Annotated in this window: 27 protein-coding genes and 2 pseudogenes; 6 read left to right on the top strand and 23 right to left on the bottom strand. The window is 55.3% G+C overall.

What is annotated here, in order from left to right; translation table 11 throughout:
- From OES20_15370 to lysW, 7 genes are all read right to left on the bottom strand, one after another.
- On the bottom strand, positions 1-754 hold a 754-nt coding region (locus OES20_15370; protein ID MDH3636079.1), incomplete at its 3' end, for a phosphoenolpyruvate carboxykinase (ATP).
- Positions 755-938: 184 nt separating this feature from the next.
- Positions 939-2,093 (bottom strand): acetylornithine/succinylornithine family transaminase, encoded by a 1,155-nt coding sequence (locus OES20_15365; GenBank protein MDH3636078.1) that lies wholly within the window; start codon positions 2,091-2,093, stop codon positions 939-941.
- Positions 2,086-2,880 (bottom strand): [LysW]-aminoadipate kinase, encoded by a 795-nt coding sequence (locus OES20_15360; GenBank protein ID MDH3636077.1) that lies wholly within the window; start codon positions 2,878-2,880, stop codon positions 2,086-2,088. The genes OES20_15365 and OES20_15360 overlap by 8 nt, the downstream gene beginning before the upstream one ends.
- Positions 2,877-3,512, bottom strand: coding sequence for a class II glutamine amidotransferase (locus OES20_15355; GenBank protein ID MDH3636076.1), 636 nt, complete (start codon positions 3,510-3,512; stop codon positions 2,877-2,879). Before OES20_15355 ends, OES20_15360 begins: the two co-directional genes overlap by 4 nt.
- Positions 3,513-3,524: 12 nt before the next feature.
- Entirely contained in the window at positions 3,525-4,547 is a 1,023-nt protein-coding gene (gene argC / locus OES20_15350; protein ID MDH3636075.1) for an N-acetyl-gamma-glutamyl-phosphate reductase, read from the bottom strand.
- Positions 4,544-5,380 (bottom strand): lysine biosynthesis protein LysX, encoded by an 837-nt coding sequence (gene lysX / locus OES20_15345; GenBank protein MDH3636074.1) that lies wholly within the window; start codon positions 5,378-5,380, stop codon positions 4,544-4,546. Before lysX ends, argC begins: the two co-directional genes overlap by 4 nt.
- Positions 5,377-5,541, bottom strand: a complete 165-nt coding sequence (gene lysW / locus OES20_15340; protein ID MDH3636073.1) for a lysine biosynthesis protein LysW — start codon at positions 5,539-5,541, stop codon at positions 5,377-5,379. The genes lysX and lysW overlap by 4 nt, the downstream gene beginning before the upstream one ends.
- Positions 5,542-5,660: 119 nt before the next feature.
- On the opposite strand from lysW, the gene OES20_15335 reads away from it, so the two are divergent.
- A complete protein-coding gene (locus OES20_15335; protein ID MDH3636072.1) occupies positions 5,661-6,131 on the top strand; it encodes a nucleoside deaminase in 471 nt (156 codons plus the stop codon).
- Positions 6,132-6,148: 17 nt separating this feature from the next.
- On the opposite strand, the pseudogene OES20_15330 reads toward OES20_15335, so the two are convergent.
- Positions 6,149-6,412, bottom strand: a pseudogene (locus OES20_15330) (CDGSH iron-sulfur domain-containing protein).
- An 82-nt stretch (positions 6,413-6,494) separates the two neighbouring features.
- On the opposite strand from OES20_15330, the gene OES20_15325 reads away from it, so the two are divergent.
- Positions 6,495-7,235 (top strand): hypothetical protein, encoded by a 741-nt coding sequence (locus tag OES20_15325; GenBank protein MDH3636071.1) that lies wholly within the window; start codon positions 6,495-6,497, stop codon positions 7,233-7,235.
- 132 nt (positions 7,236-7,367) lie between these two features.
- Here OES20_15325 and OES20_15320 read toward each other — a convergent pair whose 3' ends face one another.
- Entirely contained in the window at positions 7,368-8,729 is a 1,362-nt protein-coding gene (locus OES20_15320) for an amidase (protein MDH3636070.1), read from the bottom strand.
- A complete protein-coding gene (locus OES20_15315; protein MDH3636069.1) occupies positions 8,726-8,929 on the bottom strand; it encodes a hypothetical protein in 204 nt (67 codons plus the stop codon). The genes OES20_15320 and OES20_15315 overlap by 4 nt, the downstream gene beginning before the upstream one ends.
- A gap of 88 nt (positions 8,930-9,017) precedes the next feature.
- Between OES20_15315 and OES20_15310 the strand changes: the two genes are divergently transcribed.
- The 3 genes from OES20_15310 to OES20_15300 all read left to right on the top strand — a co-directional run bounded on the left by OES20_15310 (position 9,018) and on the right by OES20_15300 (position 12,173).
- Positions 9,018-9,848, top strand: coding sequence for a phytanoyl-CoA dioxygenase family protein (locus OES20_15310; protein MDH3636068.1), 831 nt, complete (start codon positions 9,018-9,020; stop codon positions 9,846-9,848).
- A gap of 18 nt (positions 9,849-9,866) precedes the next feature.
- On the top strand, positions 9,867-10,874 hold the full coding sequence (locus tag OES20_15305; protein MDH3636067.1) for an arginase family protein: 1,008 nt from the start codon (positions 9,867-9,869) through the stop codon (positions 10,872-10,874).
- 444 nt (positions 10,875-11,318) lie between these two features.
- The gene (locus tag OES20_15300; protein ID MDH3636066.1) at positions 11,319-12,173 is read left to right on the top strand and encodes a phytanoyl-CoA dioxygenase family protein; all 855 of its coding nucleotides are present in this window, start codon (positions 11,319-11,321) and stop codon (positions 12,171-12,173) included.
- On the opposite strand, the gene OES20_15295 is transcribed toward OES20_15300, so the two are convergent.
- The 4 genes from OES20_15295 to OES20_15280 form a co-directional block, all read right to left on the bottom strand.
- Complete coding sequence (locus OES20_15295; GenBank protein MDH3636065.1) at positions 12,170-13,009, bottom strand: universal stress protein; 840 nt, start codon at positions 13,007-13,009, stop codon at positions 12,170-12,172. The genes OES20_15300 and OES20_15295 overlap by 4 nt on opposite strands.
- 180 nt (positions 13,010-13,189) lie before the next feature.
- The gene (locus OES20_15290; protein ID MDH3636064.1) at positions 13,190-13,630 is read right to left on the bottom strand and encodes an Hsp20/alpha crystallin family protein; all 441 of its coding nucleotides are present in this window, start codon (positions 13,628-13,630) and stop codon (positions 13,190-13,192) included.
- A gap of 95 nt (positions 13,631-13,725) precedes the next feature.
- Positions 13,726-14,367, bottom strand: coding sequence for a response regulator transcription factor (locus OES20_15285; protein MDH3636063.1), 642 nt, complete (start codon positions 14,365-14,367; stop codon positions 13,726-13,728).
- A complete protein-coding gene (locus OES20_15280) occupies positions 14,364-16,010 on the bottom strand; it encodes a PAS domain S-box protein (protein MDH3636062.1) in 1,647 nt (548 codons plus the stop codon). The genes OES20_15285 and OES20_15280 overlap by 4 nt, the downstream gene beginning before the upstream one ends.
- Before the next feature lie 141 nt (positions 16,011-16,151).
- Between OES20_15280 and OES20_15275 the strand changes: the two genes are divergently transcribed.
- Entirely contained in the window at positions 16,152-16,904 is a 753-nt protein-coding gene (locus tag OES20_15275) for a helix-turn-helix domain-containing protein (protein MDH3636061.1), read from the top strand.
- Here OES20_15275 and OES20_15270 read toward each other — a convergent pair.
- From OES20_15270 to OES20_15230, 9 genes and pseudogenes are all read right to left on the bottom strand, one after another.
- On the bottom strand, positions 16,820-17,590 hold the full coding sequence (locus OES20_15270) for a sulfite exporter TauE/SafE family protein (GenBank protein ID MDH3636060.1): 771 nt from the start codon (positions 17,588-17,590) through the stop codon (positions 16,820-16,822). The two genes, OES20_15275 and OES20_15270, sit on opposite strands and share 85 nt — an antisense overlap.
- Before the next feature lie 3 nt (positions 17,591-17,593).
- Positions 17,594-18,106, bottom strand: coding sequence for a FixH family protein (locus OES20_15265; protein MDH3636059.1), 513 nt, complete (start codon positions 18,104-18,106; stop codon positions 17,594-17,596).
- Positions 18,106-19,497 (bottom strand): annotated as a pseudogene (gene ccoG / locus OES20_15260) (cytochrome c oxidase accessory protein CcoG). Before ccoG ends, OES20_15265 begins: the two are co-directional and overlap by 1 nt.
- 24 nt (positions 19,498-19,521) lie before the next feature.
- Positions 19,522-19,797 (bottom strand): hypothetical protein, encoded by a 276-nt coding sequence (locus tag OES20_15255; GenBank protein MDH3636058.1) that lies wholly within the window; start codon positions 19,795-19,797, stop codon positions 19,522-19,524.
- A complete protein-coding gene (gene ccoP / locus OES20_15250; protein ID MDH3636057.1) occupies positions 19,797-20,702 on the bottom strand; it encodes a cytochrome-c oxidase, cbb3-type subunit III in 906 nt (301 codons plus the stop codon). The genes OES20_15255 and ccoP overlap by 1 nt, the downstream gene beginning before the upstream one ends.
- 4 nt (positions 20,703-20,706) lie before the next feature.
- On the bottom strand, positions 20,707-20,877 hold the full coding sequence (locus OES20_15245; protein MDH3636056.1) for a cbb3-type cytochrome c oxidase subunit 3: 171 nt from the start codon (positions 20,875-20,877) through the stop codon (positions 20,707-20,709).
- Between the two features lie 2 nt (positions 20,878-20,879).
- Positions 20,880-21,494, bottom strand: a complete 615-nt coding sequence (gene ccoO / locus OES20_15240; GenBank protein ID MDH3636055.1) for a cytochrome-c oxidase, cbb3-type subunit II — start codon at positions 21,492-21,494, stop codon at positions 20,880-20,882.
- A gap of 20 nt (positions 21,495-21,514) precedes the next feature.
- Entirely contained in the window at positions 21,515-22,936 is a 1,422-nt protein-coding gene (ccoN, locus tag OES20_15235) for a cytochrome-c oxidase, cbb3-type subunit I (GenBank protein ID MDH3636054.1), read from the bottom strand.
- Between the two features lie 54 nt (positions 22,937-22,990).
- Positions 22,991-23,593 (bottom strand): YIP1 family protein, encoded by a 603-nt coding sequence (locus OES20_15230; GenBank protein MDH3636053.1) that lies wholly within the window; start codon positions 23,591-23,593, stop codon positions 22,991-22,993.
- Between the last annotated feature and the right edge of the window lie 64 nt (positions 23,594-23,657).

Raw genomic sequence — 23,657 nt, 5'->3', positions numbered from 1 at the left:
TCGACAACGTGGTCTTCCCGGTTCCCGACAGACCGAAGAAAATCGCAACGTCACCGTTTTCTCCGACGTTGGCGGAACAGTGCATCGAGGGCAAGCCTTTCAAAGGCAGCAGGTAATTCATCATCGAAAACATGCCTTTTTTCATCTCGCCACCGTACCAGGTACCGCCGATGATCTGCATTCCCTCGGTCATGTTAAATGCAACGAAATTCTCGGAGTTCAGGCCCATCGCCCGGTAATCCGGATTCGAGGTTTTGGAACCATTAAGCACGACGAAATCGGGCACATAGTCGGCTAGTTCCGCGGCACTGGGTCGAATAAACATGTTGGTCACGAAATGGGCCTGCCAGGCAACTTCGGTGACGAAACGGACCCTGAGCCGGCTTTCGGGATTGGCGCCACAGAAAGTATCGACCACGAACAGTCGCTTTCCCGACAGTTGATCGGTGACGAGTTGCCGCAGTTTAGTCCAGGTTTCGGTATCGATGGGCTTATTGTCGTTATCACCCTGATCCGCCCACCAGATCCGGTCGCGGGTGGTGTCGTCTCGCACCAGGTACTTGTCCTTCGGAGATCGACCGGTAAAGTCCCCGGTGTCCACGGCAATCGCCCCCGACTCGGTCAAGTGCCCAACTTCATAGCCTTCCAGTCCGGCTGCCGTTTCCTCGGCGAACAGGGTTTCGTAACTGGGATTATGCAGGACCCGGGTAGTGTCGGTGATACCGTAAGGCGTTAGATCCGGAGTGGTGGTCATATTAGTTTCAACTTTATTATTGGGAAGTGGCAGCTTTTAGTCGGGCTATGATAAGGAAAGCGGTGAGTATATAAGAGTATCGATTTCACAAAAATCAGTATTGGTTATAAAAAGGCATACTACATCTGTCTTCTTCAACTTTTGTTGATTTCAAGCAATAATATCGGCATTCGCAGACAGCAGGTTATGCCAACAATTCTTGTAGTGTATTGACGACCTGGTCAATCTGATCCCTCTCGATGATCAATGGCGGTAGCATGCGGATGACATTCGGGCCGGCCGGCAACGCAATGATGCGATGCGCCAGCAGCTCGGCCAGCTTGTCCTGCACTTTTTGCTTGAGCTCGATGCCAATCATCAGGCCGAGTCGGCGCAGTGCGCGCACCTGGGACAGATCGGCAACTTGCAGTTGCTCTTCGAAATACTCACCCAGTTCCGCGGCCCGTTGCGCCAGGTTATCCGTCTGGTAGATGTCGATTGCGGCCAGGGCCGCGGCGCATGCCAGCGGATTGCCGCCGAAGGTTGTGCCATGCAACCCGGGCTCGATATTAATCTCGGAATTGAGTAGGGTTGCGCCAATGGGCACCCCGCCGGCCATTGCCTTGGCCACGCACATGATATCGGGTTGCAAATCAAAATGATCGCAGGCAAAGAATTGGCCGGTGCGGCAAAAGCCGGTCTGGATTTCATCGATAATCAATAATGTACCGCGCTCGGAGCAGAGCTTGCGCACCGCCGCCAAGTAATCAGCCTGGATCGGATTGACGCCACCTTCACCCTGTACCAGCTCGAACATGACCGCCGCGGTATTATCATTGACGGCGGCATCAAGTTTATCGATCTTGTTGAAGGGCACGTACTCGAAACCGGGAACCAGTGGCTGAAACGCCTCGCGATACTTTGGCGTATAGGTGGCACTGACGGCGCCCATGGTACGACCGTGAAAGCCGCGCATCGCGGTAACAAAGTTGCTGCGCCCGGTATGCAGGCGTGCGAACTTGAGCGCAGCCTCGATCGACTCGGCACCCGAGTTGCACAGGTAGGCGCGGGTCAGGCTGTTCGGAGTCACTTCGACCAGTTTCCTGAGCAACTTCGAGCGCACGTCGTTATACATGATGTTGGGGCAGGTAATCAGCGTTTCCGCCTGCTGCTGGATCGCCGCAACCAGTTTTGGATGGCAGTGCCCGAGCGATGCGACCGCGATACCCGCGGCGCAATCGATATACTCCTGGCCTTCCTCGTCGTAGAGACAGGCTCCTTTTCCGCGTATCGCAACCAGGTCGCGCTTCGCCTGCAAGGGCACGCCATACTCGTGTTCGAGGGCTTTGTAATCAGTCATAAATATGAGTCCCGGCGCCGTCCAGCGCACTGATAATGGGTTGATCGCTACGACCATCGGCAATGATAACGGTGGTCTTACCCTCCTCGCAGAGTCGTGATAGCGCCAGTAGTTTGCGCTTGATCCGACCTTCGACGCCGGCTTCGCGCTGTTGCAGTTCACTGATGCTCATGCGGGTGACCAGCGTTGATTCGTCGTTGGGATCATCGAGGAAACCGGGCGCTTCAATCAGCTGAATGACGGTATCGATATCGAGAGCGTTGGCAAGTTTGACGACGATATCATCGTTTTCCGAGTTAATCGCAAATCCGTTTTCGTCGACAATGGGTATCGTCAGCACGGGGCAATAGCCGTTGTCCAGCAGTAGTTGCATTAATTCGGTATTGATGGCGCGGGGCTTACCCGAAAGGTCCCGCTTGATCAGGGTTTTACCATTTTCGCGCACCCGGATACCCTTGTTACGCTCGCCCTGAACCAGGCGACCATCGAGACCGGTCAGGCCCACTGCGTTGATTTGATTGCTTTGACACAGTTCGACGATCTGCTTGTTGCGCAGACCCGAGTAGCTCATCATGATGACATCGATAGCGTTTTGATCGGAAAAAACACTGGCATAACCCGAGACCGAGGTCAGCACGGTTTTATCCATGCCCAGCTGTTGCGCCAGCCGGTCACGTAATACATTGGCGCCGTGCACGATAATAAATGGCTGCTCCAGTGTCGCCAGGTCTGCAATCGCGGCTTTGAGGTTGATCTGCTCGCCGCCACCAATTTTTATCAGCATCATAGTTCGGTTGTCGTGTTGTTATCGATTCGGGTCCAGTCCTGGTCACCCGGAAAAGGTTGCGAGCATACCAGGTGCAGGTTGCCGTCATGTTTTTGGTACATCTGGAAATAATCGGGATCTTCGCTGTAACTGGTAGACAGGCACGATTGTTCTCCATCAGAGAGGATGATATTCATCGCGCGCACGTAGGCACTGCGCTTGTTGATGATTTCGACGGCCCTGGCGGTAGCGGCACATTTGTCGCCCTTATCGAAGCGACGGATATAGTTAAAGATTTTTTCAGCGCCGATGCGGCCGTCAGACTTGATGCGAACGCCACGCAGCTCACCATTGAAAATGAAAACCGATTCGCCATCCGAGAAGGGCATGTTATTTTCGATGACGATACCCTCATCGCGAAACGCGCTGCGGGCATGTGCCAGCAACAGGCGGGTGCTGCCGAATTGCGCCAGGTCGTCTTCCCAGACCGGGCGAATGTCGTGGTGTTGATGCCAGCCATCCTGTTCCCACCAGGCGCAACCCCAGCCGTGCCCCTGGAATTCTCGACTAGTGCGCGATAGTCCCGCGAACGGCGTGAGCATATCGGCAATTTGAAATGGCGTCTCGGCCCGTACGTAGAGGATGCGGCACATGACGGTTCGAATTCAGGGGTGCAATCCAGGAAATTCGAGGCCCGTGGTCTCGTCGAATCCCTGCGCAATGTTGAATGCCTGTACTGCCTGGCCGGCCGCGCCTTTGACGAGGTTATCCAGCGCGCTGATGACCACCAGCCGATTACTTTGAGGATCACGTTCAAAGCCGATGTCGCAGTAATTGCTGCCGGCGAGAATTTTCGGTTCCGGGTATCGGTGAATACCGCTGCGTTCCTTGACGATACGAATAAAGGGTTCGTCGCCGTAGGCGCCGCGGTATATCTTCCAGATATCCTTTTCCTGCAGATCCTGGTTCAGGAAGACATGACAGGTCGCCAGGATGCCACGTACCATCTCGATCGAGGTGGCGGAGAAATGAATGTTATCGGCGCCCAGTTCCTGCTGAATTTCGCCGAGATGGCGATGTGCGGTCGGTTTGTAGGAACGCACCGCGCCGCTGCGTTCCGGATGGTGGCTGCCCTCGTTGACCGCGTTGCCACCCTGGCTGGAACCGGCTTTAACCTCGACCACCGCGGATTCGACCACGCCGGCCTGGTAGAGCGGATGCAGCGCAAGTATGGTAGCAGTGGCATTACAGCCGGCGCCCGAGATACGCCGGGCGTCTTTCATTTCAGCGCGGTGAAGTTCGGGAATACCGTAGACAAAATCAGCCAGTTTTTGCGGGCAATCGTGCGCCTTGCCATACCATTTTTCAAAGGCGCTGCTGTCGCGCAGGCGAAAGTCGGCGGATAAATCGATCAGGGTTTCGGCCAGGTTCTCGAATTCACCGAGGCGGTTCATCATTTGCCCGTGCGGTAATCCCAGGAACAGCACGTCACAGGGCTCCAGTTCAGCAATCGGGATAAACTTGTGTTTACAGATTTTACGCAGGTTGGGATGCACGCTCGAAACCAGCTTGCCTGCGTGACGTTCCGACGTCACCTGCTGAATTTCGACCTGCGTATGGAACAACAGGATGCGCAGTAAATCGCCGCCGGTATAGCCCGAGGCGCCGACAATCGATACCTTTATCATTGCCTGACCAGGCCAACGACGTAATTCGCGACGACCTGCGGAATATCGACGCCAGTGGTGTCGATACTGTTGCGAAATTCCATCGTGTAGTTGACTTCGTTGACCAACAGGCCGCCATCGCTTTCAAACAGGTCGACCGCGACAATCCCGCCACCGACGGCTTTTGCCGCGGCCAGCGATATTTCGGCGACCTCGGACGTCACCTCGCATTTACTGGCCTGCGCACCGCGCGCAGTATTTGTGATCCAGTGATCCGAGCTGCGGTATATTGCAGCGATACAATCGTCGCCGACCACGAAGCTGCGGATATCGCGCCCCTGTTTTTCAATGTATTGTTGAATATAAAAAATTGAATGGTGATAGCTGCCGAGTACGGTCTTGTGTTCGAGCACCGTCTCGGCGGCATCGCGATCGTTGATCTTGGACAGCAGTCTGCCCCAGGATCCAACTGCGGGTTTCAGGACCACCGGGTAGCCCAGTTCCTCGATCGCATCGAGTGCCGATTCCTCGGTAAATGCGACCCGGCACTCGGGCTGTGCGATACCGTGGTCCTTGAGGGCCGCGGTGGTCAGCAGTTTGTCACCACAAATTTGCGCGACTTTGTGGGAATTGACGCAGCACACCCCGGCGCTCTCGAACAGGCGCAGCGCGTGTAGCGCACGTGAATGATTGATAGAACGTTCGACCAGGATGTCAATATCGGGCGCGCTGTGAAAATCCATGATCAGCTGGCGATCATCGATCATGATCGGCTCTACATCGGCTTTTTGAAACGCCTCGATCAGCAGTTTTTCTTCTTTTCGAATCAGCGAATGCAGCAGGCCGATCTTCACTGCCCCCAGTCCTCTTCGGCCGAAGGCGCTTCGGCCAGTTTAACCGGATCCATATTAATCAATTCAAGTTCGGCACCGCAGTCACCGCAGACCAGTAACTCGCCAGAAATCGCGTCGTCGGCCACTTCGACGTCGGCCGCACATATCGGACATTCTCCCATGGCAGTCCCCAGGTATCAGTTGGAAAGCCGGCTATTTTATGCGCTTGCCGGCGTGCGGCACAAGCTGGTTTTTTAACAGGAAATGTTAAACTGGACGAATAATTGGGATGGGGGCAATCATGGATAAACCCGCAGACGTGAAAAGACGAAAACTGATGCTTGGCCTGGCGGGTGTTGTTACGCTAGTCGCCGGTCGCGATGGCATCGCGAGCGAGACCCAGGCAGATTCGATTGAACAGCCCGAACGAAGCGATGATGCGACATTTATCGCGCGGGCCTTCGGCATGCAAAGGCGGGCGATTGACAGCGGTGATCAGGCCTATGGTGCTGTCGTGGTTCGTAATGGCAGAATCGTTGGTCAGTCTCCGAGTCGCGTGGTAATCAATCGTGATCCTACCGCGCACGCCGAGATGGAGGCCATTCGGGACGCAGCTCGTCGCCTCGGTTCGCGTGATTTAAGTCGCTGCACGCTTTATTCATCTTCACCCGCTTGCCCTATGTGCGAGGCGGCGGCGTACTGGGCCGGAATCGAGCGCATGGTTTACGGTAAAAACGCCAGCGAAGGGGGAGGCCCTCGACTGTGTGGATAACTCTCGCCTCGCTAGTCGCCGGGCTTCCCAACCCGGTCATCTGCGAACTGTTTATGAGTACCATCGCAATAGGGTTTGTTGCCACTATGCTTGCATCGGCAAAGGTAATAGTCCTTGCTGGCTTCGCATACGAAGGCCATGGGTAAAAACTCGCTGCCCTTGTGGGAGCCGTCGCAAAATGGCTGGTTGCCGCTGCGCCCGCACATACAGAAATAGTATTTCTTGTCTTTTTCGAGCGCCACCCTGGCTGGCGTATTGTTTGCGATGATAGGGCTGGTCATTGATTTGTCTCCTGGGCGGTTAACGGGTGCGGCAAAATAGCATGGTAAGCTGTCATCTTCGAGTCATTATGCCTGTTCCTGCATGCCTACTACACTGGTTATTCAATCCCACCGTGATCCGCTACCCTACGATTGGCTGCAGGCCTGCCTCGATTCGGTCGCGAACTGGGCGCAGCGGAACCGGTTTGAGCGGCACTTTCTAAATGACGAGATTTTCGACCTGATCGAACCCGCCCTGGTTGGTAAAATCGGCGCTCAAACCGTGATTGCAAGCGATCTCGCGCGGCTCAAAATCCTGCAACAGAGACTGGCTCAGGGCTACGATCAGGTGATCTGGTGTGATGCCGATTTTCTGATATTCGACGCAGATCGTTTTCTATTACCCGACTCTGATTTCGCGCTCGGTCGAGAAGTCTGGGTACAACGGGAGGATTCGGGTCAATTGAGATCCTATAAAAAGCTGCACAATGCTTTCCTGATGTTTAGTCGCGATAACCATTTCCTGGACTTTTATTGTGACACGGCAGAGCGCCTGCTACGGCAGCATCAGGGCAGGATGGTGCCGCAGTTTATCGGCCCGAAATTACTGACTGCGTTGCACAACATCGGCCATTTCCCGGTGATGGAGGCGGCCGGTATGTTGAGCCCTCTGGTGATGCGTGACCTGATTGCAGGAGAGGGGCCGGCTTTGGATCTATTTCGGCAAAAGTCCCCATCGGCCCTAGCGGGCGCCAACCTGAGCAGCTCGTTGACGAAGCGCGAAGGATTTACCCAGGCAGAAATGGAACAGGTTATTCACCACTTACTCACGCAAGGTTTATAAATCACGTCATCGCGGCCCCGAGCGTTGCGGCGGAGCACAATCCTTCAAACCAACCTCTTCGGAGTACTCCGGGCGCTACTCACTGAAACCATAATTAAGGTTAAAAAAGGTTCCACGCCGCGGGAATGACGGCTAATCCAGATCTGGCAGAGGCAATTCGAAGTCGTAGCCAGTTTCGATCTGATGCGCGATATCGATCAATTGCTCGTCTCCGAAGTGTTTACCGACTAACTGGACTCCCATCGGCAAACCCTCGGAGTGCATGGCGCAGGGCAGCGTAATCGCCGGATGCCCGGTCATGTTAAAGAAAGAAGTGTACCGGGTTATCGCGTTGCCGGCGGGCTCGGCATGTCCGTCCACCGTCACTTCGATCACCCCGATTTTCGGCGCAATCACCGGGGTTGCCGGCGTTAGTATTACGTCGATCCCTGCAAATACCTGGTGCATGGTGTTGCGATAGGTTTCGATGAAGCGCCTGGCGCGGATATATTGCTCGGCGAGCAGGCATTGGCCCAGCGCCAGCCCGGCGCGAAAGTCCTGGCTGTATAAATGCCCCCACTGCTCGAGGTAGCGGCTGTGGTATGACAATGCTTCTGGCATTTGTACCGTTAGCGACACCGTGCGGGTGTATTCCATCGAAGGCATGGCAACCGGTTTTAGATTCGCACCTGCCTCGCGTAAGAAGTTCATCAATGCGTCGACGCTGTCGAGAATTTCGCTGTCGCAACGTTCAAAAAAGAAAGCGTCCGGAACACCGACGGTGAGCTGATCAAGCCCCTTGGATTCAGTGGGCCGGTGCTGCGCTGCCAGTGACTCGAATAACAGCCCGGCATCGGCAGCGCTACGGGTCAGGGTACCGATATGATCAAGGGTCCAGGAGTAGGGGATAACGCCCTCGGTACTGACGCGCCCGAAGGTCGGTTTGAAACCAACCAGTCCGCAAATTGCCGCGGGTGCACGCACCGACCCGCCGGTGTCGGTGCCAAGCGCGGCGGCGCAGAGGCCGAATCCGAGCGCGGCAGCCGAGCCGCTACTCGAACCACCGGCTAAACGTGAGTGGTCATACGGGTTAGGCGGTGTCCCGTAGAGTGTATTTTCACCGGTCGCGCCGTAGGCAAATTCGTGCAGGTTATTCTTGCCGATGAAAATGGCGCCGGCCCGGTCCATGCGCTTGACCGCCGCGGCATCTTCCTGTGCCAGGTTATCCTGCAGCACCTGTGAACCGCCCGTGGTCACCAGGCCCTTTACATCGTACAAGTCCTTGCAGGTATAAGGTATGCCATTGAGCGCCAGGGTTTCGTCGAAATTCAGGTCAATCGTCTCGGCCCGTACGCGCGCGCGTTCAATATCATTAGAAATGAAAGCGTGGCTGGTCGTACCGAGGCGTCCGATTCGGTCCGCATAGAGATCGACTAGCTGGAGAGCGCTGATCTCACGGTTACGCAGGCTGGTGGATAGTTCGCCGATCGATGCGAAGGCCAGTGATCCGGTCATTTCGGGGATATATCGCCAGCCGGGGGCGTTGCTTCGAGATCAATCTTGCGCAGTATCTCGAGTTGGTCGAGTAACTCCTGAAAGCCGGTAATGATGCCAAGCTTTGGATCCACCAGCTCCGAAATCTCGGCGTCATCCCAGGCGTAACTGCCAAACTGATCGCGAATGCCCAGCAGGGTTTTTTTGTCGAGTTTTTTCATCGGTTACACGAATAATTATTTCTGCTATTTATCCGACGCGAGTTTACGCTACTATCTGCTGAATCCCAATTGACGGGTCATTGGTGCCATGGGAACAGTACTGTCTCAGCAACAGATCGATCAATATCGTGACGACGGTTTTGTCGCACCGGTCGATTTGATTTCCGTGGACGAGGCGATCAACTACGAGCAAAAGCTGAGGGCCGCGGAGGAGGAGTATCCTGAACAGCTGAATGCCGAGAATCGCAATAACGCGCATCTGGCCTTTAAGTTTTTGGATGAGCTCGCACACCATCCGGTCATCCTGGATGCGGTCGAGGACCTGGTCGGTACAGATTTTTCGCTATGGGGCAGCGTGCTGTTTATCAAGGAACCGCAAAGCAGTCACTTTGTGAGCTGGCACCAGGATGCAACCTACATGGGGATTACACCGCATAATTATGTAACGGCGTGGATCGCACTTACCGAGAGCAACCGCGAAACCGGGTGCATGAGCATGATCCCGGGTAGCCATCAAGATCCGGTCCGGCCCCACCTGGAGACATTTCACGAAGACAATATTTTGACCCGCGGGCAGGAGATTCAGGGCGTCGATGAATCCACTGCCGTCGATCTGATTCTGAAACCGGGGCAAATGTCGCTTCACCACGCGAGAGTAATCCATGGGTCACAACCCAATCGAAGCCATCAGCGCCGTGTCGGCTTCGCGTTGCAGGCCTATATGCCTGCCGGAGCGCGCCAGACACTGGGCGACAATTACTGGCTGCCGATACGGGGCAACTGTTTGCAGCCGGATTTTGTAACCCTCAAACGACCCCGATCCGATATGGATCCCGAGGGCGTTAACGAGCGCGAAAAAGCGAACCGTAACTGGGCCGACATCCTGTACCAGGGTGCGCCTCAAAAGCGGGCCTACTAAATCACCGAGGAATTTAACATGAGCGAGAACCTATCTGCCGAAGACAGGATGATGCTGGAAGGACTTTACTGGTGGGATATTCCGACCTTGTTCAGGTGCCCGATCGAACGCGATCCGGCAATGCTCGATATTGCGCTGGTTGGCGTCCCCCATTCGACCGGCAACGGCACCACCGAGCGCGATCAGCACCTCGGGCCACGCGCGGTGCGGGATGTTTCGGCCATGGCGCGGCGCGTGCACATCGAATTCCAGGTCGACCCGTGGCAAAGTTGTCGCATCGGCGACATGGGTGACGTGCCCCTGCCGGAGGCGAATGACAATGAGCGCTGCATCGAGCGAATTACCGATTTTTATAATGCAATCGATGCAGCGGGCACGCGACCCGTATCGATCGGGGGTGATCACGCGGTCACCGGCGGCATCATGCAGGCTATCTCCGGTGACAAGGCCAGGCTGACGGGTGGACGCAAGGCAGCCTTCCTGCATTTTGATGCACACACCGACGCCTACGAGCAGGTGCCGCATTTTCTCGGCGCGGTAAAATCCGCGGCACACTGGGCGGCTTACCTGGTGCGGGACGGCTATATTGATAGCGCGCACAGCGTGCAAATCGGTATGCGCGGCAATCCGCGCACCCTCGACTGGTGGAAAACCAGTTCCGACCTGGGTTACGAAGTGGTGCCGATCAAGCGTTACCGTGAACTGGGGCCGCAGAAAACGATGGAGTTAATCAATGATCGTATCGGCGATACGCCGCTTTACATCACCTTTGACCTGGACTGCATGGATCCGACCATATGCCCCGGCGTGGCCAATCTCGAGTGTGGTATCCAGGGTTTCCAGGTCGATGAAGTGATGGAGTTACTGCGCTGCGTGCGTGGCAAGAACATCATCGGCGGTGACGTGGTCTGCCTGATGCCGACCAAGGATCACCCCAATAAGCAAACCGCGCATTTCGCCTCCGTGGTCATGTTCGAAATCCTCAGCCTAATCGCCGACAGCACCCGCACTACAGGAAAACCGTAAATCACTGTGCATTTACCTTAGCGGCACCAGGCCTTGCCCACGCTGGGAGATTGCCTGCAAAAGACGCTGCCAATCGGCGCGAGCGCCGATTGGTCCATCCATGGAATCGCTTGAAGCGTGGCGTCCCTGCCGCGCTACACTTTTGCAGGCAATCTCCCAGCGTGGGTGGAGTTTTCGTAATTTGGCAGATGGATTTAAACAAATAAGTTTGCTCCATCCATGCCTAGTCTCTCTTCTGAGATATTCTAAATATTGAGGCGTGGGCATCGGATGTTTCTTGCGGGACGCTGCGCAACAGGGATGTTGCGCGCGAGCCTACATGGATGTATTTACAGCGATCCCGCGAGAAACATCCGATGACCGCGCCGTTAGTGGCCATTTTTTAATTAAGCTTGCTTTTTTTTCTGGGACCGGGAGTAGGATTTAGGGGTAGAATAATATGTTATGTTGAGTGAAGCGCAGCAAGCTGAGTTTTGGGAGCGCGGGGTGGTCGTGGTGGAGGCGGCGTATTCGGATACGGACCTCGAGCCGGTGCGTCAGCAGCACTTGCGCTGGATCGAAGAATCACGCCAGCATGATGGGCCGTTCGGTGAAATGCTGGATGGTCGACCGCGTTTCGATGTGGAACCGGTTCATAGTGCCGAAAAGCCCGCATTGCGACGCGTGGCCTCTCCCGAGGAAATCTCGACCGAATTTTTGAACCTGTTAGAGCAGGGACCCCTGCTCGAGACTGTTGCCGACCTGCTGGGTGAAAACCTGCGCTTTCATCACGCCAAGCTCAACAGCAAATTACCGGGCAGTGGTACCACGGTGAAATGGCACCAGGATTTCACTTTTGATCCACACAGCAACGATGATTGCATCACCGCGATGCTGTTTTTCGATGACATCGACAGCGATATTGGTCCCGCGCGGGTGGTTCCAGGTTCGCACCGCGGGCCGCTGCACTCGCTGTGGCATGGCGGGAAGTTTACCGGCGCGGTAGACGATGCGCTGGCCGCGGAGTGTGATACTAAAGCGGTGGAGTGCCTGGGCCCTGCCGGCAGCTTGTGCCTGATGCACACCCGTGCGCTGCACGCTTCATCGGAGAACCTGACACAGCGACCGCGCACCCTTTATATCGCAACCTTGACTGCAGCAGACGCGATACCACTGGTGCCCTGCGCGGTGCCCAGCGTTTATTGCGGCAAGATAGTGCATGGCAATGACCCCGGGCGCATTCGCTCGGTGGCCTTCGATATGGAAAATCCGGAGATTCCCGAGGGAGCTTCTTTCTTTAATCAGCAGGCCGGTAGCTAGTGGGCGAGTAACAGCGGGACTGACGACTGCTTCAATAAATCACGGGTTACCCCGCCGAGTATAATCTCGCGCAATCTGGCGTGCCCGTAAGCACCCATCACGATCAAATCGGCGTTCATGTCGGCAGCCTGTCCGATGATTGCGTCGCTGGCGCTGATATCCGGGTCGCTGATACCGCTGGAAACCGCTTCAATCCCGTGGGATTCGAGGAACCTCGATAGTTCCTGTGCATGGGGATGACCGCGCGCGATATCCTCATTACCGTCGTCAGGCTCCGAAGACAACACCACGACTGACTCGGCACGGGTCAGAAACGGCATTGCCTCACGCAACGCACGTGCTGATTCCCGGCTCGCGTTCCAGGTAAGCAGAACCCGTTTCCCCGGGGCCGCGAGTTTGCCACTGTGCGGCACCACGAGGCAGGCGCAGCCACCTTCAAACAGCAGTGCATCGGCGAGTCCGTAACTTGCATTGTCGGGATCGTCAGGCTGATCCTGACCCAACATTAACAGGTCCGCGTACTTTGAGTGTTCGCGCAAAATCGGGATGACCTGTCCCTCGACGACCTGGGACTGCATGGAAACCCCGGCATCGTCGGCGAGCTTTTGGTACTCGGCCAGTTTCTCCTGGGCGCGGGCGATCGCCTTTTCGGTAACGTCGGTAATCAGGTCGACGCTGATCTGGGCTTCGACATAGGAAGGCACGACGTAATCCGGGACCACGAACAATCCGTTAAGCTTTGCACTGAATTTTTTTGCGAGATCGAACGCAGTTGTCAATCGGTTTTGGCAACCGCTGCTGTGATCCAGGTGAATCAGTATGTTTTTGAAGTCCATGGCCCTTCTCCGCTCGAAATATACATTGATAATGTGCGAGATAGCATAACGCGGTATTGATGTGAATCAATGCCTTAAAGGGTTTATTGCCTCGCTAGCGCTGCCGGAAATGGGTATTTTGCGAGTCCGTGGGCAAAAAAAACGGCATACGAAGTATGCCGCTATTCGAAGCCAGGGTAATTAACTGACCTTGATGTCGATCGATTTCGGCTTGGCCTCCTCAGCCTTGGGGATAACCAGCGATAACACGCCATCCTTGTAAGAAGCATCTACCCGTTCATCTTGAACCGCGTCCGGCAGTGTGAAACTGCGCGCAAAAGTGCCATGAAAACGTTCGGTCCGATGGCGCTTGGTGCCTTTACCGGTTTCCTTTTCGACCTGCTTTTCACCACGGATACTAATCACACCGTTTTCCAGCTTGACGTCGATGTCCTTTTTATCGACCCCCGGCAAATCTGCCTTGATGATGTACCTGTCTTTCTCTTCCTCGATGTCACAGGAGGGCGCCCAATCGGCAAAGCTCAAATCAGAACTTTGCTGTGTACTAATACCCCCACCCCTATTGTAACGGGACAGCAGATTTTCGAACTCCTGGAATGGATTCCAGACTTGCATATTCATATTTCTCTCCTTGCAAAATGGAAACGCAAATAGTTTACTCGCTTCAGATCCCCGAATTTTGACCAGGATCAATTGCCTTGCGAATAGCGGGTTAATTAGCTCTGTTGATCCATGACCCAGCGTATTGCGCGCTGGTTCAATTCGTGTGCCGAGCCGAGGCCCAGCTTCTTCTTGATATGCGCCTGGTGGGTTTCAATGGTCTTGACACTGAGGTTCAGCTGCTCGGCGATCTGGCTGCTGGAAACCCCTTCGCCAATAAGTTCGAACACCTGCAGCTCGCGGTTGGAAAGACTGTCGATGTCGCGCTTTTCGCCATTGGCATCAACCATGCCGCTGAGCAATCGATCCGTCATTTTCTGGCTCAGATAAACCTTGCCGCGTATCACCTGGCGAATCGCGCGGATAATGCTGTCCTGCGCTTCCTGCTTGTTGATGTAGCCACGTGCACCGGCAGCAAGCACGCGCTCCGCGTACAGGGTTTCATCGTGCATCGACGCCACCAGCATCAGGATTTTTTTATCGCGGGATCTTACGCGCTCTATCAGATCGAGGCCGCTGCCGCCGGCCAGCGACAGGTCGATGATCGCGAGATCTGGATGGGTACTGTCAATTTGCCTTAGTGCCTCGGCCATATTGCTCGCCTCGCCGCAAACTTCGAGGTCCGGACAGTCGCCAATCAGCTGGGCGAAGCCGGTGCGCACCAGGGGATGGTCGTCAACTATCAGGATTCTTGTCATTGGCCAGGATCAGTGTTGTTTGCAATTGGAAAAAAGCATTTTATCCGGGTGCCTTCATCATACGAAGAATCGACCTGCAGTTCAGCATCGATCAGTCCACAACGATGTTTCATGATACGCAGACCAAGCCCCGAAGAATCGCTGGCAGGGGCCTGTATTCCCATGCCGTCATCACTGATCAAAAAGCATCCGCGCGTGCCTTCGATACCCAGCCCGATGCTGATCTGGTTTGCTTCAGCATGCTTGATCGCATTGTTCAATGCTTCCTGAACGATCCGGTAAAGGTGCATCGCGGTCGTGTTATCAGAAATATGCACACGATCCTTGATTGTAAGCTGAATCGTAAAGCCTGTTTGCTGGCGAATATCCTCGATCAGTTTTTCGAGCGCGTTCATGAATCCCCCCGCATCGATATCGACCGGCATCAGGCCGCGTGACAGCGCGCGCACCTGCGATATGGCCTCCTGCAGACCGCTGGCCAGTTTGGATGCCAGTTCGTGTTCGGGTTTGCTGGCCTTGTTCAACAGGCTGGTCGCCAGTAGACCGAGCCCTGTCAGCTGCTGCCCGAGGCCATCGTGCAATTCCTGTCCGATACGTCGTTGCTCGCTGACCGAGATTTCGAGAATTTCGCGTTGTAGCTGCTGTTGCTCGCTGATATCCATGATCACGCCGGCAAACAGGCGAGCATGGCTGGTTTTAATATCACCGATCGACAGGTGAATCGGAAAACGAGATCCGTCCTTGCGAACTGCGATTAACTGACGCCCGGTTCCGATAATCGTCGGAACTCCCGTTTGCAGGTATTTTTGGATATATCCGTCATGTGCAACGCTGTGTTCCCTGGGCATCAAAATATTCAACTTTTCCCCGATCAGCTCCCGTTTGCGATAACCGAACAGGCGCTCGGTGGCCGGATTGACGAATTGAATTACACCGTCGGTACCGGCCAGGATAATGGCTTCGACTGAAGTCTCGGCCAGGATCTGAAAGGTTTCCGCCTGCCGGTCGATCGTTTCCTCGAGCGGCCGTGAGATACGCAGGAAGAATCGGCTCGCAATAAAGATGATGAACATCGCGATCGCAACTGCGAGTAATCCGGCGCGCACAAAAGGAGCGCGAATTTCACTGCGGTCAATTTTGGCAACCAGCCCCAACCCTAGTATGGATAGCGGCTCGTATGCTGCCAATACTTTTTCACCCCGGTAATCAAATGCAGGCATGGCGCCTGATTCTCCAGCCAGCGCACGCCGCATGGGTTCGCCAAGGTCGCCGTTTATCGGGATCGATTCCAGGGTATCAGGTTGCGCGTGTCGAAGTTTCATCAGAAAAACAATCCGGTTGTTATCGCGCCGGGCCAGAACAAACTCGCCGCTTTCTCCAATTTTTTTGAATCCCCCTTGCGCTTCGGTAATTTTCTGCACGATATCGAGCTGTTCCTTTTTGGAAACATTGTCGAACTGACGCAGATCGATTTCGGCGATTGATTCGATCAGCCGCGCCTGCCGATTCACTGTTTCAATCAGCCGCAACCGGTGCTGCTCGATCGCGGTGTTATACAGGCTGATGATCGAAACCGCGCTCACTAACAGCGTTGCGGTGGCCATGATCAGGAACAGCTGGTTGAAGGGTTGGCGCTGAATCACGGGATCTGAGCTTACCTGGTTAACGATTCAGGGCTATGGTATCTGGAACTCCCCGATAAGCCCATCAGGAAAACCCCGATGGTGGAAAATCTAGTTTGGCTCATGCTTGATAACCAAGAACTAATCAAAAAGGGGAGGATTATGTTATCACCGACACAAACCAACCATATTGCCAACGAATGTCATATCTGTGAACCGCGCGGCGGTTGCCTGGCGTTACAGTTACTCGATAGTGAGGAGCTGCGACAACAGCTCTGCCAGACAAAACGTATCAGCCGCAAGGGCGAGCATGTGTTTCGTGAAGGCGAAGAAGCAGACGCTTTTTACGTGCTGCGCAGTGGCTCCATAAAAAGCTACCTGGTGACCGAGGACGGTGAAGAACAGGTGCTTGGATTCTACCTGCCGGGTGATGTTTTCGGGCTGGATACGACCGATTCAAAGGTACGGATGTCTTCTGCGATTACGCTGGAAACCACTTCCTTATGCCGCTTTCCGCATGCCTACCTGGCCGACAAGTCGCAGGGTTCAAACCTGTTGAAAATCACCGCTGAACAGATGCAGCGGGATCATAACCTGGTGCTGATGCTGGCGCGCAAGGATGCTGACGGTCGTATTGCCAGCTTCCTGGATGACCTTGCAAACCGCTACTGGTCACGCGGGTACTCAGCGTCGGCATTCCTGCTGACGATGTCACGCCAGGATATCGGCTGTTACCTCGGGCTTGCGGTTGAAACCGTGAGCCGTACCCTGACCCGTTTCCAGGACTCAGGCATTCTGCAGGTGAACCGACGCGAGGTCGAAATACTCGATCATGACAAGTTGCGCAAAATTGCCGGTACCCGTGCCAATGCCTCCGCGGGCAACTGCAAAACGGTAGAGCTCAAATCGGTATGATGGTGGCCGTGCTTGGTTAGGACGCCAAAGCCGCTGTAGAGACCGAATGCAATAATTATTACTCCGGCCGTGGTTGTTACCAGCGGCGATTTCACCCAGCTTTTAAAGTAATTGAACAGGTTGCCCGCAATCAACATCGCGGGCAGGGTGCCGAGGCCAAATCCCAGCATTAACATTGCGCCGTGGTAGGCATCACCGGTCGTCAGCGACCAGGCGACTACCGCGTAAACCAGGCCGCAGGGCAGCCATCCCCATAGTAAACCAAGCAGGTAAGCATGCTGCGGCGTGCGAATCGGAAACAGGCGCTTACCCAGCGGTTGAATGTGTCGCCACAGCCTGGATCCCAGTTTTTCCAGCACCGCCAATCCGCGCCACCAATTGGCGAGGTAGAGCCCGAGTGCGACCATGAAGGCCGCGGCAACCAGTTTTCCGGCGACTGGACTGACGCCGAGTTGCGCCAATCCGGCTCCCAGCGACCCGGCCAGCAGTCCCACGAGTACGTAACAGGTAATCCGCCCACCGTTATAGCTGAGCTGATAGATCAGCAATGAGCGGGGTTTGACGGTCAGATCACCGGCGACGCCCATGTTCAGGGCCGCGACAATACCGCCGCACATGCCAAGGCAGTGACTCGAACCCAACAGTCCGACGATGATTGCAGCGCCAAAGGTGAGATCAACCGGCATCGTCTATTCAGGAAAGTAATTGGGTAACAGGTCTGCCGAGACCTGTTGCGGATACTGCAGTGAACCCGTCAGTCGCCAGTCCTCGGTTTGCAGGGAAAGGTTCCAGCGACCTTTGCCGGGAAGGCTGAGATTGCCAAGCAGCAGGTGGGTACCGGTTTTTTTGAGTTGCAGACGTCGATCAAGTCCCGGCATCGTCGCATGAACTAGGTTCAGCTCAACCGTATCGCCGGGAATGAACTGCACGTCCGGGTCGAACCGGATCTCGACCCGTCCACCGGTTTCGAGCTTCAATCCGGCAGCGAGTCCAAGCTCATGCGCCAGTTTGTCGCGCGCCAGCACTCGATTGATCTGTTTGCCTTTCTTATAGTAATCGTCAACCACGAGCCCGGAGAATGTCTGGCTCGCCAGCGTTATCATTACCGCACCCATAATGACGGCTGCCAGTGGAATCGCGATCAGCATCCATACTATCGGCTCACGTTTCCAGTTGCGTTGCGTTTCCGGAGTGGAGTTCATCAGGTTTTACCCGGACCGACGAAGCGTGCTTCCTCGACGGCTGTCAAATGGTTGGCCTCGGTGGCTTGCAGGTAGAACCTAATCCGCACGCTGCGCGCTTCCATGTTGAATTCATCCGCCTGGATTCTGACGATCAACTGCTGCACCGCGCCGGCCGGCACCGTGATGTCCGGCTGATCAACGACCAGCTTCATGCCATCGATCCCTTCCGCCCGCAGGTCATACTGGTGTGCGCGTGAATCCATGTTGAGAATCTTGAGGGTATAGACGTTTTCGATCAAGCCCTCCCGGGTTTCGCGTTAGAGGGTATTACGATCGCGTATCACGTCGAGTTCCAGCGGTACGCGCAAAAACAGGTTGGTCAACAAGGTGCCACACAAGACCAGCAATATGACGGCGTACACAATCACCCGCGGCCGCACGATATGCTGTTTTTTACCCTGTGCCGCATTTTCCGTGGTATAGCGGATCAATCCACGCGGGTAAGACATCTTGTCCATAATTTCATCGCAGGCGTCGATACAGGCCGAGCAGGCAATGCATTCGTACTGCAGGCCGTCGCGGATATCGATACCGGTCGGGCATACCTGCACGCAGACGTTACAGTCGATACAATCGCCGAGGCCGGCTGTTGCCGGATCGGTGCCACGCCGGCGCGAACCACGGGGCTCACCGCGTTCCGGGTGATAGGCCACGATCAGCGTGTCCGAATCGAACATCGCACTCTGGAAGCGGGCATAGGGGCACATGTACATGCACACCTGCTCGCGCATGAAACCGGCATTGCCGTAAGTGGCGAAGCTGTAAAACAGGATCCAGAATGTCTCCCAGGGCCCGAGGCTTGCCGTTCCCAGTTTAACGGCGAGTTCGTTTATGGGCGTAAAGTAGCCGACGAAGGTAAAACCGGTCCATAACGAGAAAGCAATCCAGACCGTGTGCTTGATTACCTTGGTGCGGATTTTGGCGGCCGAGGTGGGCGCCTTGTCGAGCTTCATGCGCTTCGAGCGCTTGCCCTCAATTTTACGCTCCATCCACAGGTAGGCTTCAGTCCAGACCGTTTGCGGACAGGCATAACCGCACCACACGCGTCCGACCAGCGCCGTGAAAAAGAATAGCGACAGCCCGGCAAGAATGAGCAATGCCGCGAGGTAGATGAAATCCTGCGGCCACAACGTCAGCCCGAAGATATAAAATTTACGTGCCGGCAGGTCGAATAAAATAGCCTGGCGTTCGTCCCACCGCAGTAGTGGCGTCAGGTAGTAAATACCGAGCAGTACGATTACCGAGAGCATGCGCAGCCGGGTGAAGTGACCGCTGACTTCTCGCGGGTAGATTTTTTTATGTGCGGCGTAGAGCACGTGCTCAGTGTTGCCGGTATTGTGTGCTTGCATGCGGTTCTGCCTGGTACTGCCCGGCTAATGCTCCTGTTTGCCCAGGAAGCGAGCGTTTGAGACCGTGAAATAGAGTGTGCCGTAGCTGGATAGAACTCCGAGCATCCAAAACAGGAAAAAGCCGATGCTGTAGGCGGCTATCGGGCTGACTTCGATATCGAGGTCAAATGGGACCAGGTCCCGGGGATGAAACGCCGAGAAAAAAAGTCCGGTGGCGACAATTGCGACGGCGAACGACGGCCATAAAACCGAGATCACCTGGTGTGTCAGCGGAATCTTAGCCGGTATCGGGGCATCCATTACTTTTCTTGCGACAGCCCGTATATGTAAGCCGCAAGCAGATGAACCTTGGCTTCACCGAGGAAATCTTTGTGCGCCGGCATTTGTCCATTGCGCCCCTCGGCAATTGACTGACTGATACGGGTGAGCGACCCGCCGTAAAGCCAGACATCGTCAGTCAAATTGGGTGCTCCGAGTGCGGGATTGCCGGTTCCAGCGGATCCATGGCAGGCAACGCAGAATATTTCATATTTAGCCTTACCTTTTTCGGCGAGCTCGGAGATAGTCGCGCGACCCGACAGACTCAACAGGTACTGGGCTACCTCATCGACGCCACTTTCACCGCCCAGCGGCCCTTCCCAGGCGGGCATTGCTCCCAGGCGACCATTTAGAATCGTCGTCTTGATATTTTCCGGGTCGCCACCCCAGAGCCAGTCGCTGTCGCGCAGATTCGGATAGCCGCGCGCGCCGCGTGCGTCCGAACCGTGACAGGTAGCGCAGTAGTTGAGATACAGCCTTTCGCCGATCTTGAGTGCTTTTTCATCCTTGGTCAGGTCAAGGATCGAGGTTTGCTGGTAGCGTTCGAACAATGGCCCGACCCTGGCTTCGACTGTTTCGACTTCCTGCTCATATTCACCCTTGGAAGTCCAACCCAGAATGCCGCCGAAAGTACCCAGTCCGGGGTACAGTAACAGGTAAAATCCACCGAAAGCGAGCGTGATATAAAACAGGCCCAGCCACCAGCGCGGCAGCGGGTTGTTGAGTTCGGTCAGATCGCCATCCCAGACGTGGCCGGTACTTTCAACTTCGTCGCCGTGTTCGAATCCAGACGTCATCCAGCGTATCAACCACACACAGGCGAGAATGCTGATGATGGTTAGAATCGCGATATACCAGTGCCAGAAATCGCTATTAAAATCGGCCATGAATCTACTCCGCTGAAGGTTTGTTGTTTTCGGTTAGCTGGTCATCCTCGAACGGCAGGCGCGCTGCTTCGTCAAATGCGGATTTACGTTTGCTGCTAAAGGCCCAGGCGACGATACCCAGAAAGGTGATCATAACGACGATGGTCCAGATCGATTGAAACAGAGTAAACGTCATGGCTATCTCCTGGTTTTGAGTTCGGTGCCGAGACCCTGCAGGTAGGCAATCAACGCGTCGAGTTCGGTCTTGCCTTCGAGCGCTTGCGGGGCGGCTTCGATTTCCGCATCGGTATAAGGCGCTCCCAGCGTGCGCAGGGTTTCCATCTTGACCTGGATATCGCTGCCATCGACCATATTGTCCGCCAGCCACGGGTACCCCGGCATGATCGATTCGGGCACTACATCGCGCGGATTGATCATATGCACGCGGTGCCATTCATCGCTGTAGCGACCGCCGACCCGATGCAGATCTGGGCCGGTACGCTTAGAACCCCATTGGAAGGGGCGGTCGTAGACAAATTCGCCGGCCACCGAGTAGTGTCCGTAACGTTCGGTCTCGGCGCGAAACGGACGAATCATCTGCGAGTGACAGACATAGCAGGATTCGCGTACGTAAATGTCGCGCCCCTCCAGTCGTAATGCGGAATAGGGTTTCAGCCCCTCCACCGGCTCGGTCAGTGAATCCTGGAAAAACAGCGGGATTATCTGAACCAGACCGCCGATCGATATCACGCCGATGATCAGGACGATCATCAGGCCGATGTTCTTTTCAACTTTGTCGTGTGCTGAAGCCATGGTGGTATCTCGCTATCTGCTCAGTGGGCGCTAGCCGGTTCGGGAATTTCGACTTCTACGGGTTTCGCATCGGAAATGCTGCGCCACAGGTTATAAGCCATCACTACGGCGCCGAGCAGGAAGAAGGCGCCGCCCAGGGTGCGCACGATGTAGTAGGGGTGCATCGCCTGCACCGATTCGACGAAGCTGTAGGTCAGCGTGCCGTCTTCATTTACCGCACGCCACATCAGGCCCTGCATGATGCCGGCAACCCACATCGAGGCGATGTAGAGCACGATGCCAATAGTCGCAGTCCAGAAATGGACTTCAACCAGCCGCAAACTATAGAGTTCGCGACCAAACAGACGCGGGATCAGGTAATACATTGCGCCCATGGATACCAGCGCAACCCAGCCCAGTGCGCCGGAATGAACGTGACCGATGGTCCAGTCGGTATAGTGCGACAGCGCGTTGACGGTCTTGATCGACATCATCGGGCCTTCGAAGGTCGACATACCGTAAAACGAAATCGACACGATCAGCAGGCGCAGTACCGGATCGGTGCGTAATTTATGCCATGCACCCGACAGGGTCATGATGCCGTTGATCATGCCGCCCCAGGAAGGCGCGAGCAGGATCAATGACATGATCATGCCGAGTGACTGGGCCCAGTCCGGCAGTGCGGTGTAGTGCAGATGGTGTGGTCCGGCCCAGATGTAGGTGAACACCAGCGCCCAGAAGTGAACTACCGATAGGCGATAGGAATACACGGGACGCCCCGCCTGCTTGGGTACGAAGTAGTACATGATGCCGAGGAAACCCGCGGTCAGGAAAAAGCCGACCGCGTTATGGCCATACCACCATTGCACCATGGCATCCTGCACCCCTGCGTAGGCCGAGTAGGATTTCCAGAATGACACCGGCAGCGCGGCACTGTTGAACAGGTGCAGCACGGCGACGGTGATGATAAAGGCGCCAAAGAACCAGTTGGCGACGTAGATGTGTGGAATGCGGCGTTTCAGAATCGTGCCGAAAAACACCAGCGCGTAGCTGACCCAGACCAATGTGATCAGAATATCGATCGGCCATTCCAGTTCGGCATATTCCTTGCTGCTGGTGATGCCAAGCGGTAGCGTGATCGCCGCGAGCAGGATGACGGCCTGCCAACCCCAGAAGGTAAAGGCGGCCAGTGCCGGGAAGGCCAGCTTGACATGACAGGTATGCTGCACCACGTAGTAAGAGGTTGCAAAAAGGGCACAACCTCCAAAGGCGAAAATGACCGCATTGGTATGCAGCGGGCGCAGGCGGCTGAAGGTCAGCCACGGGATATCGAAATTGAGGACAGGCCAGGCCAGTTGTGCGGCGATCAAGACGCCAACCGACATCCCAACCAGGCCCCAGACGATGGTCATGATTGAAAATTGCCGCACTACTTTGTAGTTGTAGGTTTCAGGGTTTGTCATCTAGTGCATCCTCGACGCTTGATCCACATCAAACAGTTGAATCTCTATTGGTAATTAGTAGGTAAATACCGGCTGCAGGCCCATACCCCAGAGCAGAGCGGTCATTGCCAGCAATGAAACCAGTGCCACCAGTCCGACCGCGAGAATCGCGGATGAGTACAGAAAACCGCGTTCGGTCGGTATTTCCATCATGATGGGTAGTCCTGAATAAAGCAGGTAGACGGTGTAGGCGAGTGCTGGCAGACCCAGCAGCATGTTCAGCCACAGCACCGGGTAGACTTGCATTATGCCGATTAAAAATAACGGGGTTGCAGTGTAGGCTGCAAGCGCAATACAAAGGGGCAGCGGTTTAACCACCTCGTAAGCCTTACCGAGCAGGTGGATTACCCAGCCGATGCTGAAGACACCGACCAGCAATGCGAGATAGTAAATAACGGCGATTGCAAAGGCCGAATCACCGGTGATGCGGATCGGGTCGCCAACGCCGATGCGCCAGCCAACCTGCGTGGTGCCGATGTATCCCGATATCGCCGGGATCAAAGCGAGAATGAAAACGTGACCAACCGAGGTCTTGCCCTGGCTTTTCTGCTGTTCACGGATGTTTTCCCACGCATGCGCAGGGTCGGTGAAAAGCCCGATAAGGTTTTGTATAAACATGGCGCCAAATCTTGTTATTAGTTAGCGTGGATTATTCATCAAGCGTACAGTGCGTTATTGATTC

The organism is Gammaproteobacteria bacterium (genome assembly GCA_029862005.1).
Taxonomy (GTDB): Bacteria; Pseudomonadota; Gammaproteobacteria.
The sequence above is the reverse complement of the archived record's forward strand: the minus strand, read 5'-3'. Positions and strand labels throughout refer to the sequence as shown.